The organism is Rhizobium sp. CIAT894 (assembly GCF_000172795.2).
GTDB lineage: Bacteria > Pseudomonadota > Alphaproteobacteria > Rhizobiales > Rhizobiaceae > Rhizobium.
Genome location: NZ_CP020947.1, coordinates 3,301,611 through 3,317,082 on the forward strand (window position 1 = coordinate 3,301,611; position 15,472 = coordinate 3,317,082).

Below are 15,472 nucleotides of genomic sequence, written 5' to 3' on the forward strand. Positions count from 1 at the left end.
CCAGTTCCGGTGATCCATGAAACATTCGGATCAGCAATGAAATTACGACAAACAAGCAATCATCATGAATTCGATGTTATTATTCAAAAGGCGCTCGTCAGTATCGACATAATCATTCGATGGAAATACATATTTCCATTAATATCTACAGGAATTCCAGCCATGTTATAATTGAAAATTATATACAACCTTTATCTGAATTTTATAAATTTACCTTTTGATAAATTTTTAAGCAATATATAGGAATGCAGATCGCAGTTTATTCTGAACGGTCGCCCGAAAAAACATCGGACTTACCTTCCGAGCGGAAAAAGAAAAAACCATTCGGAGCTATTTCCGCCTTGCTGCTCAGCCACCTCGCCTCACTGATGAGGCCTTTCAACCGATGGCCCAGCGATCCTCCGGTTGTTGATACGTCAAGAAGCCGGCATTCAATTCAATAGCGCGATGACGTCCGCGAAAATGCTACCTGTAATATACTGATAGATCTTCACATTTTCCCATTCCCCACAACCTCGGTCAACAATGCCGCCGGTCGCATCCTGCCTGCCGTTTCCACTCGGCATCCGGTCTCGCACCGTCCGGCTGAAAGCCCGAAGCGCAGGCACGCGCCGTCTTCTTTCGCAAGCCTTCCGATACGAAACAACTTATATGCGCGGCCAGCTGGCACGGTCCTGTTTCAACACGCCTGAAGGCCTGCCCCAAGGCTTCCATCTGTGTCGAAATGGTCGCACTCCCTCAGCGAATTAACCGTTCATAAAGCATTTGCTTGCTCAACTTATAATTTGTGTCATGGTCACTGTAAGTAGAGAGGGAGCTGAGCTGATGAGTGATCTAGCATCGCAGATTCCGGAATTCGGTTATGATGAACGCGTAATGATCTGCCGGAAGCAGATCGAGAAGGCGGTCTATCAGTTCATTGCAAATACGAAGGTCGAGGGATGCGATCCGGCGGAAGTCGCAATGGCCATCGCAGACATTGCCGACGATTACATTTTACTGCTGGCGCAGAAGCGCAATTTGACCCACTGAGATCAGCGATCGACCGATCATCCGGAAGCGATCCGAACGTAATATCGCCGCCGCCTCCCTGCCCGGAGGCAACGTCAGCGAGATCATTTACTGTCATCGAAACCATCAGTGAGATGGAAGGTCGAGCAGCCTCGGAAAGGCGCCCAGCGGCCCGGCGACGAGCGGATTTGCCCAACCTGCAAATTCACGCCAGCCCGAGAATGAAACGCCGGAGTATAGGCACACACGTCGGGCGTCCGTTTCAGCCCGTTATCTCCGATGAGAAACAAATCGCCGCAGCTTGATTGACTGCCCGGCCCACATCGGCGCAAGCAATAGCCCCGAAAATCGAAGCTGACTTTCGGGGCCATGCGCGGGTTTGAAGCGCCGGAGCGTTCTCGCCGCGTCCGATCGGACGCGCCGTACTAATGACTTCTCACACTCACTTGCGGAACCGGAGAACTCAACTCACCCAGTTCCCTGGTCAAACCCTCCCCCACCTGCTGCTTGACGGCCTCGAGCGCCAGATCGAGGCAATTCGTCGCGAACTCCAGTTTGACATCTTGAGCGACCTGCCGCGCATAAGCGATCATGCGCGCCAGTGCGATGAGTTCGTCCCGACCGTCTTCCGCCCCGCAGTCTGCACCTATCTTGGCAGTCGATGTCACGCCCATGCCCATTTCTCCCTCAATGGAAGGAATGATACGCGCGCAGACGAGATCGAGCCCGTGAAAAAAGCGTGACACAACTCCCGGTGACATTGCCGTCATCGATTCAAAGCGTAGGTCGCGTCCGGAACGAGGTTTCATGCAGTTTCCAAGGCAGATCGACGTTCGAGCGGATGTCGCTGGCTTCCTGCACGGCTTTCAGCAATTCCAGCGCGTCGATGCGTTTTTGATCGACGGAATGCGAGACAAGTGCCGCCAGCAGCTGCGCACGAGCCGGCTCTTCTATCCCTGCACATTGCTCGACGATCGCCCGCCACGTCCGCTTCTTGAAAAACATCGCGTTGGCCGCATCTTCGAGCGCCTGGCGCAACCCTTCTGCCAGCAGCCCGCGATCCTCCATCGCATCGAGCGTGGCGTTGACGTTGACGAGCGGTATCGTCAACGGCTTGCTGCCGAGTTCCGTCGGCGCATGCATGAGTGCGACGGCAGCATCGTCGACCAGCCGGCCGGTGCGATAGTCCTCGAAAATGCGGCCGATCCCGACCATCCCGAACGGATAACATTCCGCCGCCCGCAGGGCGCCCATACTGGCCGCCCCGAAAACGGTGGCGCCAAGCGAGAGAGCATGGAGAATTTCCTTGTGCCAGACCGGTGCGGCATATTCGAAACCGCCGTCGATCAAGCCGATGACATTGGCGCCCTGCTCCAGCTGAGCCAGGACATCGCCTTGCATGGCAGGCGGCAGGACGCGGATCGCCCCGCCGGCAAGCGACGCCGCATCGGGAAGACTGGGACCTGCGAAAACGACCTTCAAAACCCCATCCCCTTGGCCAGCGCCCTTGCACCAAATCGCCGGGCGCGCTCCCCTTCCGGATTTTCGAGCTCGGGGATAATGACCTTGACGACGCTGAAGGGAAGCGTTTCCTCGCTGAGACGCACCGTTATGACCGAAGCGATCCCTTTGTCGCGCAGAGCGTCAAGCACATGTTGCAGCAACTGCGCCAGATCCTGTTGCCGATATCCTGGCGCGCCGCCACGGCAAAGGTCGGCAGCAGGCGGTGCGGCAACCGCATCGAAGGCCCGCCGCATCAGCGGCGGCAGGGATCGCAAGAAAGTTGCGGGCGAAATATCGTCCCTGGCGCCGCTGATATAGGTCAGCCGGGATTGCACGGCTTCCGTCACCGCCCGAATGGCCGCACGCACGGGAACCGGATGCGCCCCGCTGCCGCCGGTCACCTCGACGAGGCGGATGTCCTTCTCACCCTGAAGATCCCTGGCGCCGGGGATAGTCTCCCCGGGCCCCAGCATGGCGGTGAAACAGGGAATGCCGATGTCGCTGGTGATATCGAACAGCTTGAGCGCCAATCCCGATCTTTCGATCTTGTCGATCAGCCCGGTGAGGGCGCTGTCCTCGAAGCCGCGGGGATCGACACAGCCGGCATAAAGATCGGCTTGCCGGCCCACCTGCCACAACACATGGGCGTCACGCTCGATCCGCTCCAGAACGCCGTGAAAGATCGCCTCCTCGATACTGTTTCCAGAAGCCAGGCCATCCGACGACATCCAGTATCGCGCGTCACGCGTCCGGTCGAGCACCACCGCTTCGAAGGGAATGTGGATCTCGTCGCCAGTGAGGATATTGACGCCGGCAACCCATTCGGTTTCCTCATCCGGCCCGAGATCGGGTTTATGGACGGCGGTCAGGCAGCTCAACCGGTCGACCGTGCGGCCCATCGCCCGCAGCCGGGACGAGGAATTGTGGACGCGCTTGACGAAGGGCTCGCCGGCAACCGCCCGTTCGAGGGCTTCCATGACAGTGGATGTCTTCGCGTCCAGATCGGTCAGGCCCTTTCCCTGAGCGATCACGATCGACCGCGAATTCGGTGTATATGCGCACCAGACAGGGATTCCGATGTTGTCCAATCCCGTATGCCGCGCCACTCTGGTAATGCCGAACCCGGCCAAAAAAGGTTCGACGCGGGAGAGAGTTTCCCCCGGCGAGATGATCCTGTCGGAATATGGAGCGTGATGGGTCAGATGACGGCCCTCGCCAAGGAATGCCCGTATTGTTCAACAACCGGCCTTCAATAGGCCTTCCCGTTTAAAGTCCTTATCCAAATATTCCGGCCGGGAACGGTGGCGATCACGTCCGGGCGTCAAACACCGGGTTTGGCACTTTCGGCATGTGCCGGTGACAGAGAGCGTTTCCACCGCCCGCCCTTCGTCTCGATCAACCGCAGATCGTCGAATGCCTACAGATGAAGGCAATCCGTCCTCAGTTGCCGATAACCGGCTCCTGCAACTCACCGTCGATCTCCGACAATCCCGTGACCGCCAGACTTTTGGCCAAGGCTACCAGTTTTTGCCTGATATTCGGATCCTCGATGGCGATAAATGCCTTGTTGAGCGCCAGCCCCTCCTTCGAGGACAAAAACTTGTTTAGTTCGCTGGTCTCGCCTTCGATCGGTCCAGAACCGCCGTTCTCGAAGAAAAAACCGATGGGCACGCGCAGAATCTCGGATATCTTCTGCAGACGGCTGGCGCCTATTCGGTTCGCTCCTTTTTCATATTTCTGGATCTGCTGGAAGGTAATGCCCAGAAGTTCGGCCAGACCGTGCTGGGTCATCCCGAGCGTCTTTCGCCGAACTCTCACACGGTTGCCGACATAGACGTCGATCGAATTCGGGGATTTGGCCTTCATGTGAATAAGTCTCCCACTTTATCAGCATGCTCAGCTGTATAATGGAGAGTTTACGGAAGAATGCAACTAAAAGTAAATATTTCGTAAGGATTTTTTTCAGTGATACACGGAGTAAAAGACAACCTGTGGATTATTGCCTTGGATGCCCCCGAAGGGAGGCGCAGCGCATTTCCTCGCCCCGCGGAATGCTGTCGAAACCCACGCCGCTCCAACCCAGTCTCTAAAGAGGCTTTCGCGCGACGGCGATCATCGACTTGGCCAAAACGGGGATCCGCCCGACATATTCAAAACGCACATTGTCGAAGCCGGCTTCGAGCAACAGCGTGCTCAGTGTTCTCTTCGACCAGAACTTGATATGCCCATGATCCTTCAACGGCATGAAGTGATCATCCATTTTTCCCATCGCAGCCAGCACGAGGTTCTTCAGATAACCGTGATAGGGCGTCGACATTACGGCGACGCCGCCCGGCTTGACGAGATCGTACATCGTCGAGGTGAACGCCCTGGGATCGTAGACATGCTCGATCACTTCAAGGCTGATGACGGCATTGAATGTGCCGTACTCCCGGGAAAGATCGTCATAGGCCGAGCCGACATTCAGCGACAGTTCGGGATAACTGATATTGGCCTTGGCGATACCATCGCTGGAAGGATCGACACCGACGACGTAATAACCCCTCGCCGCAAGAGCCGCGGCTGCTCCGCCGGTGCCGCATCCCAGATCAAAGACGTCGCGTTCCGCCGAACCGTCGAAATGGTTCTCCAGCACATCAAGCACCGCAGGCAGGATGTAGGAATGTGCGGTTGTCGGTTTGGCATGAACATAGGTCGTTGCATCAAGCTCGACGGACATTTCCCCTCTCCCTCGGCGATTGCGCAGCAAACCTATCAAAAAGATACGTCGAAAATTTGGTTGGATACACCGAATTTCAACGATAAAATAAATATAAATCTTTGATTTTATTATAAATAAATCAACCAGCACACGAAAAACCTGCAGCGCGAGCAATTACCGACGGAGATGGGATTCCCAGCGCCTCCAGCAAAATCTATCGTCCCCGTCCGGATTGGCAGGCACAAAGGCGCCCAATTGCCGACATGAAGCCAAAGATATTTAACGGATAAATGTATACTGCTGGGTTCAGACAGCCCGACCGAAACCCTTCTCGCACCGGAGAAGACAAGCTTGCCCGAGAATTCATCGTCCGCAAATGCCAAACAGCCGGTGGGAAAACCGAAGATTCCCGTGGTCTTCTGGTTGCTGCTGACGATCTCCCTCTCGCTTGTTATGGGGACGGTGCTTCTTTCCAACGATATGAAACACTTGAAGACGGTCGGCCATTATTTTGGCTTCGATCTCTTTCCCCCTGAAGTCAAGCCGCCGCCGCCCAAAGCCCCTCCCCGCCCGACGCCTCCGGCCGCCTTCACGCTTCCTGCGCACATCATCGAGCCGCCGATGGCACAGACCGCGTCGACTTTTCTGCGGACATGGCGGATATCCGGGCCGGCAATGTGTGCGGCGCTGCGCACTGCCGGCATCGAAACCAGCGATTGGGCGCCGGCGAGCTTTAACGCCGATACGTTCGAATGCTCTTTCGAGCACAGCGGCAAGCGGGAGAAGGATCAGCTTCCGAACTCCGTCTTCGTCATCGTTCGCGGCGATGCCGCCGGCACGATCAACAATATGCGGGTGAAAATCATCAATCCCGAGACGGATCAGAATGGCCAGCTCGATCCCGGCATTCTGCGAATTTTCGAGACCATGCTGCGGCAACCGCAATGGCTCGATTTTCACGAGACGCTGAATGCGATCAAAAACCTCAGGGACGTCAAGGAAGACGGCTTCGGAGCCAGCATCAGCTTCACCCATGAGGTGCTCAACGCAGGGCGCTATAATTTCACGCTGTCGCTGGATGCGGCATCGGGACCACAGAAAAGAACGAGAAATTATTTCGCCAGCAGAATATGGCTACCATCGCCGGACCCGACGGCCGAGAGCCCGCAGCCGGAAACAATGCAGCCGGAATCAATATCGACGCCCGCCGAGGCCGGGGCGCCGGCAGAACACCCGCAATCTCGGCATTGATGCCTGTCGCCCGGTCGTGTGCCACAGCTCCGGGACAGCGAACAGGAAGCTAACGCGCGATGCATGAATCAGGTTCGATGCGACGCGCTTTCGGTTTTCGGCCACGCGCCATGCGCCGACCGATCACGCCATAGAACTTGCATCGTCGTGATGTCTCGCCAAAATCTTGTAAAGCTCTTGCAGACTGTCCGCGCTCGGCCGTTCGGTACTATCCCCGCCCGCCAGGCGCCAGACCCGCTCGACATTAAGATCCTGCTTGGCCTGCGCAAGATCGTCGTTCAGCGACCGGATGACGATCTCCGATCGGCGCAACCGCCGGGACATTCCGGCGAGCGCGGCAATCAGGAAGACAATGATGCCGATGACGCCGAGAACAAGGGCTGCGAACTGCCAATCGGCGAGAAAAGCCAGGTCGTTTCGAACCGCCGCCATAAAAAAAACGGTATTTTGCAATGCAATATGAAAACGGCTTATCAGGTAGCTAGTCCACTCTTCCATCACGAGCGCCCTCCAAAACGATTCATATCTTGGAGCAGGCCGGCACGTCTAGCAGAGACTGACAATATCCCCCATGGCGAAAGTATATTCGAGGTTGCATTACTCTGCCGAATTGAACGCGAACTTCGCGATCGACCGTTTGGCGAGCCCGGCCCTTTGAAATTCCGCCGCAGAAAGCCAACAGTTGAGGGATAGAATGAAGAGAAGACGTTTCCTCGCCTCGGTTCCGCTCGCCCTGTTGTATGTCCGCGCAGGCCAGGCCCTGGCACAGATGCCTCCGGAAAAAGGGCTGCGCGCCCTTGCCGACAGCAAGGCATTCCGATTCGGATCGGCAATCGACCTGCAGAACATCAACGATCCGATCGCTTCCGAGATCTACATCGGCAACGTCAATTCGATAACGCCGCGAAACGAGCTGAAATGGACTGCGACGGAAAAGAGGCCGGGTGTTTTCAGCTTCGGAAGCGCCGATCGGATAGTTGCATTCGCGCGAAAAAACAACATGAAGGTTTATGGCCATACGCTGATCTGGTATCGCGTCCCTGAATGGGTGTCCGATATCACCGACGCGAAGACCATTCAGGCGGCGATGAACCGTCATATAAAACAGGTTGTCACTCGCTATAAGAACTCGATCGACGCGTGGGATGTGGTGAACGAGCCGTTGGAGTATGATGCGCCGGATCTGCGGGATTGTGTTTTCCGCCGCCTTCTTGGCGACGATTATATACGTATGAGTTTCGACATGGCACATCAGGCCAATCCCGATGCGACGCTGGTGCTCAACGAAACGCATCTGGAGAAGAAATCCGACGTGTTCGAACAGAAGCGGGGGCGCATCCTGAAAATCGTCGAGGATCTTGTCGCCCGGAAAACGCCGATCAACGCAGTGGGGCTGCAGGCACATTTCCGTCCCGGCCTCGACCGGATCGACCCGGAAGGAATGGGGCGGTTCTGCGCAGCCCTGAAGGACATGGGAGTCGGCGTTTTCATCACCGAACTCGATGCGTCCTGCCACTTCCTGAGCCGCGACAAAGGCTTTTCGCCGACATCATACGCCGATATTTTCGGTGACGTGATCGCTGTGGCGGCCGAGCGTGGCGACTTGAAAGGCGTGACGGTATGGGGCATGTCGGAAAAATACGGCGAGCCCGATGAGAAGGACGCCGGTCAGAATGCGGCGTGCACGAAGCGCGTTAATCTTTACGACGAAAGCAATACGCCGAGAAGCGCGGTTGATGGCATCCGACGGGCAATAGAGGCGATGTGATGCGTAAGACGACAACGGAGACGTCGATAGATTCATGAGAAAAGCCGTTATTTACGTGGAAAAATTTTTGCCTGCCAGCCAGGCTTTTGTTCTCAACCAGGCGGTGGCCTTCCGTTCGTTCGAAGCTGAAATTCTTGCCGGCTCGCGAATTTCTTCCGCCCATACCAAAAAATCCACGGTTCCGGTTCATGACATCCGTCGGTCTCCCGTTGCGCGGGCCGGTGAACTGCTTCTGAAAATCCCGCAGATCGGCCTGCCCTTCCTCTTTCCGGCGATCGGCAAAGCCGATCTCGTTCACGCCCATTTCGGCAAAAACGGTTATGTCATCGGGCCCTTGGCTCGTGCTGCAGGCAAACCGCTGGTCACGACCTTCCACGGTTTCGACGCTACCTATGGCGGCGACCCGAAAAAGCCGGGCGGCTTCAATCAGGTGCGCTTCTTCGCCAAGGGCCGCAGCGAGATGGCCGGCTGGAACAGCTGGAACATCGCCGTTTCCGACTTCATCCGCGACCGGCTGCTGGCGCTCGGCTTTCGCGCCGACCGGGTCTTTCGCCATCATATCGGCATCGATCTCGATCTCTTCAAAATGGAGCCCCGGCCCCGAAAAAAAGGATTGGTGGTTTCAATTGCCCGATTCGTCGACTACAAGGGCCATCGATTCATGATCGACGCGCTGTCCCGCGTGGCGGCTACGGGCACTCCGGTCGAATTCGTCATGGTCGGCCAGGGTCCGTTGAAAGAGGAAATCGAAGCACTGGCGCGTCGTTCCTTGCCAAGCGTCACGATCCATGAAAATCTGTCGCAGACTGAGATAAGGGATCTGCTGGCCAGTGCTGAGCTTTATCTCCATGGAAGCGTGACCCTCGACAATGGTCACGCGGAAGCTTTCGGCCTCGCCAATCTGGAGGCGGAAGCCGTCGGCACTCCGGTCGTCGCATTTCGCTCGGGAGGCGTGGGCGAAGCGATCGAAGAGGGGAAAACTGGTTATCTCGTGGAGGAGCGGGATGTCGCAGGAATGGCGGAAGCGGTCGGAAGACTGCTCAACGACCAGGCTCTGTGGACAGCCTTCAGCGCGCGGGCACCGCTTCTGGTGGCCGAGCGCTTCGACTTACGTCGTCAGACGGGGATGCTCGAGGACTATTACAGTTCCGTGCTAGACGAATTTTCCAGCCGGGGTCGGACTTGATGGTGCATAAAGGAAAAAAGCCGAAGTGGGGACTGAACGTATTTCGGCCGCTGCGGAACGGAATTGTGACCGCCAAATGGCTCTATTATACGAAGTTCTGGGGAATGGACATCGATCCGACCGCCAGCTTTTCGCTGAGCGTGCGGTTCGACAAGACCAACCCGAAGGGATTGCATATCGGGGCTGAAACCTATGTCGCCTTTGAGGCGGCGATCCTCACCCACGATCTCACCCGCGGGCTCTACCTTCATACGAGGATCGGCAAACGCTGCTTCATCGGCGCCCGCAGCATCATTTTGCCCGGTGTCGAGATCGGTGACGAATGCGTCATCGGCTCGGGCTCGGTGGTGACCAAGAGCGTTCCGCCACGTTCGCTGGTGGCCGGCAATCCGGCAAAGATCATCCGCAGCGACATCAAGATCATTTCACGTTACGGACGCATGGCCCGCGAGGACGAAACGGTCACGCAGATCGTGACGCACTTGCCGACTGGAGAAGCACGATGAAGATGTTTGCCTATCGTGGGAAACACGAGAATTTCGGCGACGAACTGAACCATTGGCTTTGGGAGCGCCTGCTGCCCGGCTTCTTCGACGAAGACGAAGGCCAGCTGTTCCTCGGCATCGGCTCGATCCTCTACGACAATTTCGACCCGAACATGCAGAAGATCGTCTTCGGCTCTGGTTATGGCGGCTACACCAACCCGCCGAAGGTCGACGGCAACTGGACCTTCTATTTCGTGCGCGGAAAGAAGACCGCCGAGGTCCTCGGCATCGATCCGAGCTACGCCATCGGCGATTCGGGCATCCTGACGCGCAGTTGCTGGGATGCGTCGAAAATCCAGAAGCGTTATCCCGTGTCCTTCATGCCGCATTACGTAAGCGCCATGTACGGTAGCTGGGATAAAGCCTGCGAGCTCGCCGGCATTCACTATATCGATCCGCGCTGGCCTGTGGAAAAGGTTCTGACCGAGATCAGCGCATCACATAAGGTCGTCTCCGAGGCGATGCATGGCGCTATTATCTCCGACGCGCTACGTGTTCCTTGGAGGGCCATCCGCCCGATTGATCCCGAGAATCGCGCCAAGTGGTACGATTGGGCGAGTGCGCTTGATCTTGAAATCGACTTCGACGCGATCGGCCCGTCAAATCTCGTCGAGGCCGGGGCGTCACTTGCACGGAAAAATGCGTACCTGTTGAAGAACATAACATTCCGTCATCGCCGTATCAGACAGCTAAGCGGCAACTATGTCTTTGGATCGACGGTCAAGACGTTGCAGCGGGTGGCAGAGAAGCCGGGCCAGCTTAGCACCGATGAGGCTATCGCAAGAGCGCACGAGAAAATGCTGGTCGAGCTGGATCGGCTGAAGCAAGATTTTTCCAAGAAAGCGGCAAGCGCCCTTTAAGGTCGCAATCGTTTTCGTGACGAGGCAACAAAGCATGATGCTTTCCAACTCCATCAATCCCCTCTGCGCCCGCAAGGGGCAGAGGCATTTTGGATCGGTATGCGGCCCGCTTAAATGGTCGATGTCCCAGATCTCAGGAGCCGTTCGCCCATGAGCAGCGTGACCGACCGACTGATTCAGGGCAGCATGTGGCTGAGCCTGTCCCGCGCCATCGTCAACGGGCTTTCGGCTCTCAGCACCTTTGTTCTGGCTTGGTATCTTGCGCCGTCCGACTTTGGCCTCGTTGCCATTGCGACGACAATCCAGGTCATCTTGAGTTCCGTCACCGAACTTTCTCTCGGTCAGGCGCTCATCCGTCACGAGGCGCCGAACGAGGCTCATTTCAGTGCGGTATGGACGCTGAGCGTAACAAGAAGCGCAATATTGGCGCTGTTGTTCGCCGCTTCTGCTTATCCGATCGCCGAGTTTTATAACGAACCTCGGCTGACGAGTGTAATGCTTGCCCTGAGTTTCAGCCTGCTTCTGAGTGGCCTCGCCAATCCACGCCGTGTCATGCTCCAGCGCGATCTGATCTTCTGGCAGGAGTTCGTGCTGAACGTCTCGCAAAAGCTGGTCGGTTTTGTCGTGACGGTGGCAATTGCAGCCATCTATCAGAGTTATTGGGCGCTCGTGATCGGCACACTTGCCTATCAAGTGACCAATATCATCGTATCCTACACCGTCCTGCCGTTCTGGCCGCGCATAACCTTCCGCCATGCGCGGGAATTGTTTTCCTTCTCGCTCTGGCTGACGGCCGGGCAGATCGTCAACACGCTGAACTGGCGGATCGAATATCTGCTGATCGGCAAGATGCTGGGCGCCACGCAGCTTGGCCACTATACCGTCGGCAACACCCTTGCGACGCTGCCGACGCGCGAGGCGACGGCGCCGTTGAACCAGACGATTTATCCGGGCTTTTCCAAGGTCCGCAACGATCCGGTCCGGCTTGTCGCCGCCTATCAGCGCGCGCAGGCGCTGCTGGCTGCGGTCGCACTTCCGGCCGGCATCGGCATGGCGGTCGTTGCCGATCCGATGATGCGGCTTGCCTTGGGAGAAAAGTGGGCTCCGGCTATCTTCATCGTCCAGGCGCTGGCATCGGTGTTTGCGCTGCAGACCCTCGGTTCGCTTGTCCAGCCGCTGGGCATGGCGAAGGGCCATACCAAGCTGCTGTTCATCCGCGACACGCAGATGCTGGTTGTTCGCGTCCCCATCATCATCGCCGGCCTGATGATGGCCGGACTGCCGGGCGTCGTCTATGCCCGCGTGTTGACGGGCCTGATTTCCACCGCGGTCAATATGCTTCTCGTCAAGCGTTTGATCAATCTGCCATTTTTCCAGCAGCTCGCAGCCAATTTCCGCGCGCTCGCCAGCGTCGCCTTGATGGCCGCCGGCGTCTGGGGATTGTCGCATATCCTGAACACTCCGACCGACAAGCCGGCGCTGGCCCTTCACCTCGCCATCCTCGTCGTCACCGGCGGTATTCTCTATCTCGGTTCCAGCTTTGTCCTCTGGCTTGCGATGAAGAAGCCGGATGGCCCGGAAACCGAAGTCCAGCGTATCTTTGTCAAGTTCCTGTCAAAAGCCAAACGTATTGCCGTACCCAAGTCGGCCTGAAGCGAAACGAACATCAACAAGAGAGGCAGAATGACCAGCCAATCCAGATCTGAGCTGATCGCAAAACTCAACGGCATGATCCATGATTGCCTGAAAGACTATGTCTCGCGCGAGGAACCGCTCGCCATTCTGGACTTTCCGGACATCCGCAATTGCGGCGACTCGGCGATCTGGCTGGGTGAGATGGCCTATCTCAAGGATCGCTTCGGCAAACGTCCGGACTATGTTTCCAGACTGTACGACTTCTCCGCCGACGAACTGAAACGGCGCGTACCCACAGGCCCGATCTTCATTCACGGCGGCGGCAATTTCGGCGATATCTGGGTTGCCCACCAGGATTTCCGCGAAATGATCATGGAGCGTTTTCCGGATCGGCAGATCATCCAGTTCCCGCAGTCGATCCACTACAGTTCGCCTGAGCGCATCGAGCAGTCCAAGCGGGCAATCGGGCGTCACAAGAATTTCGTTCTGCTGGTGCGCGACGAAGAATCGAAGGAATTTTCCGAGAAGCACTTCGACTGCACCGTGCGGCTGTGCCCCGATATGGCTTTCGCCATCGGCGCGCTTGCCGAAAGGGCGACGCAGATTCCCGTCCTCGCCATGTTGCGCGAAGATGCCGAACGGGTTGGCGGCGCTGATCGCAATATTCCTTCCGACATTCCGGTGGAGGACTGGATCACGGAGTCGAAACGGAAGGTGAATATCGCCAAGAAGCTGGGCGTAGCTTCGGCCTATCTCGCCTTGAAGCCGAGCGAAATTGCCTTGCGGAGGCTGGATGCAGCAGCCCACAACCGCTTCGAACGCGGCATCAGCCAGATTTCGCGGGCCCGCGCCATCGTCACCGACCGCCTGCACGTCCATATCTGCTCGCTGCTGCTCGGCCGCCCGCATGCCGTGCTGGACAACAGCTATGGAAAGATCCGCCGTTTCATGAATGCCTTCTCCGGCGGAACGGATCTTTCATACAAGGCAACCTCGCTCGAAGACGGGATCGAGTGGGCGCGTCACCAGGCGCTCCAGAATAAAGAAGCCGTGGGCTTGCGGGCTTAAGGGGGTTATTCGATGCCACTCGTTACCTTCATCATCCCGGTCCGACATCAGGACAACGCCCGCGATTGGAGCAGGCTGAAGGCAAATCTTACCCAGACCGTGGCCTCCATTTCCAACCAGACCAATGGCGACTGGCGCGGAATCATCGTGGCGAACGAAGGGGCCGATCTGCCTGATCTGCCGGAAAAGTTTTCCGCCGTGCGCGTGACTTTTCCGCCGAACGACCTGCACGAACTCGGAAAGGGCAGCAAGGAAGATTTTCTTGACGCCTTCCGCGCCGACAAGGGCCGGCGCGTTCTGAGCGGCATGTTGACCGCCGCCGACAGCCGCTTCTTCATGATTGTCGACGACGATGACTTCGTCAGTTCCCGCATCGTGCAACACGCATCCGAAAATCGAGACGCCAACGGCTGGACGATCGACCACGGCTACATCTGGGATGATGGCGGCAATTTCCTCTTCGGCCATGATGACTTCAGCCATCTCTGCGGCACATCCTTGATCATCCGTGCAGATCTCTACGATCTGCCGAACCGATTTGAGGATGCTTCGCTCGACTGGATCAAGTCGATGCTGGGCAGCCATGTTCGTATCGCGAAAATTCTGGCGCAACGCGGAACGCCGCTTGCAAAACTCCCCTTTCGCGGAGCAGTCTATCGGGTCGCCCATGGCGGATCGCACAGTCAGGCGCCGAGCCTGCTGCGGCAGTATTTCCTGAACCGCGGCGTGCTCACCAAACCGCGGCGCTGGTTACGCAATCTTCGTAAGTTGAGGGTGCTCGGCGAAACACACAGGCGCGAATTCTTCGGCAAGACGCGGTCGAATCCAGCGTAAAAACCGTTTGCTCGAACATCGCACAGGCAGTCAAAATATGAGGCTTTTCTCTTTCGACTTCACCAAGAGGGTTGGTCATTGATGTCGGATCTATTCGTCAGCGTGCTCTTTGCATCTTATAATGGCGCCAGCCGACGGATGCGCCATATGTTGGATTCCTTGGTGCGCCAGGAACTTCCCCATGATCGATGGGAATTGATTGCTGTCGACAACAACAGCAATGACGACACGTTCGATCTTTTGAAGTCCTACAGCGACAAGCTTCCGATCACCATCCTGCAGCAGCGCACGCCGGGAAAGTCCGGTGCGTTGAACATGGGCTTGGATCGGGTAAAGGGAGATCTCGTCGTCCTGACCGACGACGACATTCGCGCCGAACCGAATTGGCTGACGGCAATCGTCGACTGCGCCGCTGCCCATCCCAGCTATGGCGTCTTCGGCGGCAGAATCGTCCCCGATTGGGAAAAGGAGCCGAAGGATCGCTTTATCGACTGGATTCCTATGGGATCGACATTTGCGATCGTTGACGAGACACAAAGCGGACCATGCGACCCGACAAAGGTTTGGGGCCCGAACACGATTGTTCGGCGTGAGTTGCTGGGGGCGAGCGTCCGCTATCGGGAAGACATCGGTCCTCTTCCGGGACCGATGTTCGCAATGGGCGAGGATGCCGAAATCATCATCCGCCTCGCAGCCAGCGGCGCCAAATCCTATCGATGCGCCGAGGCCGTGGTTCACCACTGGATCCCGGCATCGAGCGTCACCGAGCACTGGGTCCAGAAGCGCGGCGAACGGCTTGGCTATGGCATGCCGGCACTCTTTCCCGACGAAGTGCCTGGAGGGGTAAGGCTAAGCGGAGTTCCGCTTCCGACTTGGATCGAAAGCGCGCAATGGGCATTGCGGGCAGCCGGCCTTTACCTCCTGCCGCAATCGAAGAAGCGTTTCTGGGCAATCTGGAAATATTACTACATGCGTGGCTATCGCGCCGGAATTCGCCGATACGCGCCCCAGACGCTGGGGCGATGATCGATTGGCCTACTGCAGCACTTATGCAGCAATTCAAAATGTTACAGCGTCCTTTGCGCGTCTGAAAAGACGCGCGGCGCTGTA

General features: G+C 57.2%; 16 protein-coding genes. 10 read left to right on the plus strand and 6 right to left on the minus strand.

Annotated elements, in window-relative coordinates; genetic code table 11:
• Positions 1-825 precede the first annotated feature (825 nt).
• Positions 826-1,032 (plus strand): hypothetical protein, encoded by a 207-nt coding sequence (locus tag RHEC894_RS16405; protein ID WP_085738057.1) that lies wholly within the window; start codon positions 826-828, stop codon positions 1,030-1,032.
• Between the two features lie 404 nt (positions 1,033-1,436).
• On the opposite strand, the gene RHEC894_RS16410 is transcribed toward RHEC894_RS16405, so the two are convergent.
• The 5 genes from RHEC894_RS16410 to RHEC894_RS16430 all read right to left on the minus strand — a co-directional run bounded on the left by RHEC894_RS16410 (position 1,437) and on the right by RHEC894_RS16430 (position 5,233).
• Complete coding sequence (locus RHEC894_RS16410) at positions 1,437-1,685, minus strand: hypothetical protein (RefSeq protein ID WP_085738058.1); 249 nt, start codon at positions 1,683-1,685, stop codon at positions 1,437-1,439.
• Positions 1,686-1,785: 100 nt separating this feature from the next.
• Positions 1,786-2,493, minus strand: a complete 708-nt coding sequence (locus RHEC894_RS16415) for a TfuA-like protein (RefSeq protein WP_085738059.1) — start codon at positions 2,491-2,493, stop codon at positions 1,786-1,788.
• Positions 2,490-3,683, minus strand: coding sequence for a YcaO-like family protein (locus RHEC894_RS16420; protein ID WP_085738060.1), 1,194 nt, complete (start codon positions 3,681-3,683; stop codon positions 2,490-2,492). The genes RHEC894_RS16415 and RHEC894_RS16420 overlap by 4 nt, the downstream gene beginning before the upstream one ends.
• Positions 3,684-3,954: 271 nt before the next feature.
• Positions 3,955-4,380 carry a helix-turn-helix transcriptional regulator gene (locus tag RHEC894_RS16425; RefSeq protein WP_010068392.1) on the minus strand — a complete coding sequence of 142 codons (426 nt, stop codon included), beginning with the start codon at positions 4,378-4,380 and terminating at the stop codon, positions 3,955-3,957.
• A 220-nt stretch (positions 4,381-4,600) separates the two neighbouring features.
• Positions 4,601-5,233 carry a class I SAM-dependent methyltransferase gene (locus RHEC894_RS16430; RefSeq protein ID WP_085738061.1) on the minus strand — a complete coding sequence of 211 codons (633 nt, stop codon included), beginning with the start codon at positions 5,231-5,233 and terminating at the stop codon, positions 4,601-4,603.
• Positions 5,234-5,566: 333 nt separating this feature from the next.
• On the opposite strand from RHEC894_RS16430, the gene RHEC894_RS16435 reads away from it, so the two are divergent.
• Positions 5,567-6,466, plus strand: a complete 900-nt coding sequence (locus tag RHEC894_RS16435; protein WP_085738062.1) for a DUF6030 family protein — start codon at positions 5,567-5,569, stop codon at positions 6,464-6,466.
• Positions 6,467-6,589: 123 nt separating this feature from the next.
• Here the strand turns inward: RHEC894_RS16435 and RHEC894_RS16440 are convergent, their stop codons facing one another.
• Positions 6,590-6,964, minus strand: coding sequence for a hypothetical protein (locus RHEC894_RS16440; protein ID WP_085738063.1), 375 nt, complete (start codon positions 6,962-6,964; stop codon positions 6,590-6,592).
• A 196-nt stretch (positions 6,965-7,160) separates the two neighbouring features.
• On the opposite strand from RHEC894_RS16440, the gene RHEC894_RS16445 reads away from it, so the two are divergent.
• The 8 genes from RHEC894_RS16445 to RHEC894_RS16480 all read left to right on the plus strand — a co-directional run bounded on the left by RHEC894_RS16445 (position 7,161) and on the right by RHEC894_RS16480 (position 15,388).
• Positions 7,161-8,234 carry an endo-1,4-beta-xylanase gene (locus tag RHEC894_RS16445; RefSeq protein WP_085738064.1) on the plus strand — a complete coding sequence of 358 codons (1,074 nt, stop codon included), beginning with the start codon at positions 7,161-7,163 and terminating at the stop codon, positions 8,232-8,234.
• A 34-nt stretch (positions 8,235-8,268) separates the two neighbouring features.
• Positions 8,269-9,420: a glycosyltransferase gene (locus RHEC894_RS16450; protein WP_085738065.1), complete on the plus strand. Its 1,152-nt coding sequence runs from the start codon at positions 8,269-8,271 to the stop codon at positions 9,418-9,420.
• Positions 9,420-9,926 (plus strand): acyltransferase, encoded by a 507-nt coding sequence (locus RHEC894_RS16455; protein WP_010067886.1) that lies wholly within the window; start codon positions 9,420-9,422, stop codon positions 9,924-9,926. Before RHEC894_RS16450 ends, RHEC894_RS16455 begins: the two co-directional genes overlap by 1 nt.
• On the plus strand, positions 9,923-10,825 hold the full coding sequence (pssM, locus tag RHEC894_RS16460; protein WP_085738066.1) for an exopolysaccharide glucosyl ketal-pyruvate-transferase: 903 nt from the start codon (positions 9,923-9,925) through the stop codon (positions 10,823-10,825). Before RHEC894_RS16455 ends, pssM begins: the two co-directional genes overlap by 4 nt.
• A 150-nt stretch (positions 10,826-10,975) precedes the next feature.
• Positions 10,976-12,478 (plus strand): lipopolysaccharide biosynthesis protein, encoded by a 1,503-nt coding sequence (locus RHEC894_RS16465; protein ID WP_085738067.1) that lies wholly within the window; start codon positions 10,976-10,978, stop codon positions 12,476-12,478.
• A gap of 30 nt (positions 12,479-12,508) precedes the next feature.
• The gene (locus tag RHEC894_RS16470; RefSeq protein WP_085738068.1) at positions 12,509-13,528 is read left to right on the plus strand and encodes a polysaccharide pyruvyl transferase family protein; all 1,020 of its coding nucleotides are present in this window, start codon (positions 12,509-12,511) and stop codon (positions 13,526-13,528) included.
• Positions 13,529-13,540: 12 nt separating this feature from the next.
• On the plus strand, positions 13,541-14,362 hold the full coding sequence (locus RHEC894_RS16475) for a galactosyl transferase (RefSeq protein WP_085738069.1): 822 nt from the start codon (positions 13,541-13,543) through the stop codon (positions 14,360-14,362).
• Between the two features lie 81 nt (positions 14,363-14,443).
• The gene (locus RHEC894_RS16480; protein ID WP_085738070.1) at positions 14,444-15,388 is read left to right on the plus strand and encodes a glycosyltransferase; all 945 of its coding nucleotides are present in this window, start codon (positions 14,444-14,446) and stop codon (positions 15,386-15,388) included.
• The last annotated feature ends 84 nt before the right edge of the window (positions 15,389-15,472 follow it).

What these genes read in the sequence shown, in the direction of transcription:
- RHEC894_RS16405 (WP_085738057.1), top strand. Translation starts at nt 826, where the DNA reads ATGAGTGATCTAGCATCGCAGATTCCGGAATTCGGTTATGATGAACGC.
- RHEC894_RS16410 (WP_085738058.1), bottom strand. Translation starts at nt 1,685, where the DNA reads ATGGGCGTGACATCGACTGCCAAGATAGGTGCAGACTGCGGGGCGGAA.
- RHEC894_RS16425 (WP_010068392.1), bottom strand. Translation starts at nt 4,380, where the DNA reads ATGAAGGCCAAATCCCCGAATTCGATCGACGTCTATGTCGGCAACCGT.
- RHEC894_RS16430 (WP_085738061.1), bottom strand. Translation starts at nt 5,233, where the DNA reads ATGTCCGTCGAGCTTGATGCAACGACCTATGTTCATGCCAAACCGACA.
- RHEC894_RS16440 (WP_085738063.1), bottom strand. Translation starts at nt 6,964, where the DNA reads ATGGAAGAGTGGACTAGCTACCTGATAAGCCGTTTTCATATTGCATTG.
- RHEC894_RS16445 (WP_085738064.1), top strand. Translation starts at nt 7,161, where the DNA reads ATGAAGAGAAGACGTTTCCTCGCCTCGGTTCCGCTCGCCCTGTTGTAT.
- RHEC894_RS16450 (WP_085738065.1), top strand. Translation starts at nt 8,269, where the DNA reads ATGAGAAAAGCCGTTATTTACGTGGAAAAATTTTTGCCTGCCAGCCAG.
- RHEC894_RS16455 (WP_010067886.1), top strand. Translation starts at nt 9,420, where the DNA reads ATGGTGCATAAAGGAAAAAAGCCGAAGTGGGGACTGAACGTATTTCGG.
- pssM (WP_085738066.1), top strand. Translation starts at nt 9,923, where the DNA reads ATGAAGATGTTTGCCTATCGTGGGAAACACGAGAATTTCGGCGACGAA.
- RHEC894_RS16465 (WP_085738067.1), top strand. Translation starts at nt 10,976, where the DNA reads ATGAGCAGCGTGACCGACCGACTGATTCAGGGCAGCATGTGGCTGAGC.
- RHEC894_RS16470 (WP_085738068.1), top strand. Translation starts at nt 12,509, where the DNA reads ATGACCAGCCAATCCAGATCTGAGCTGATCGCAAAACTCAACGGCATG.
- RHEC894_RS16475 (WP_085738069.1), top strand. Translation starts at nt 13,541, where the DNA reads ATGCCACTCGTTACCTTCATCATCCCGGTCCGACATCAGGACAACGCC.
- RHEC894_RS16480 (WP_085738070.1), top strand. Translation starts at nt 14,444, where the DNA reads ATGTCGGATCTATTCGTCAGCGTGCTCTTTGCATCTTATAATGGCGCC.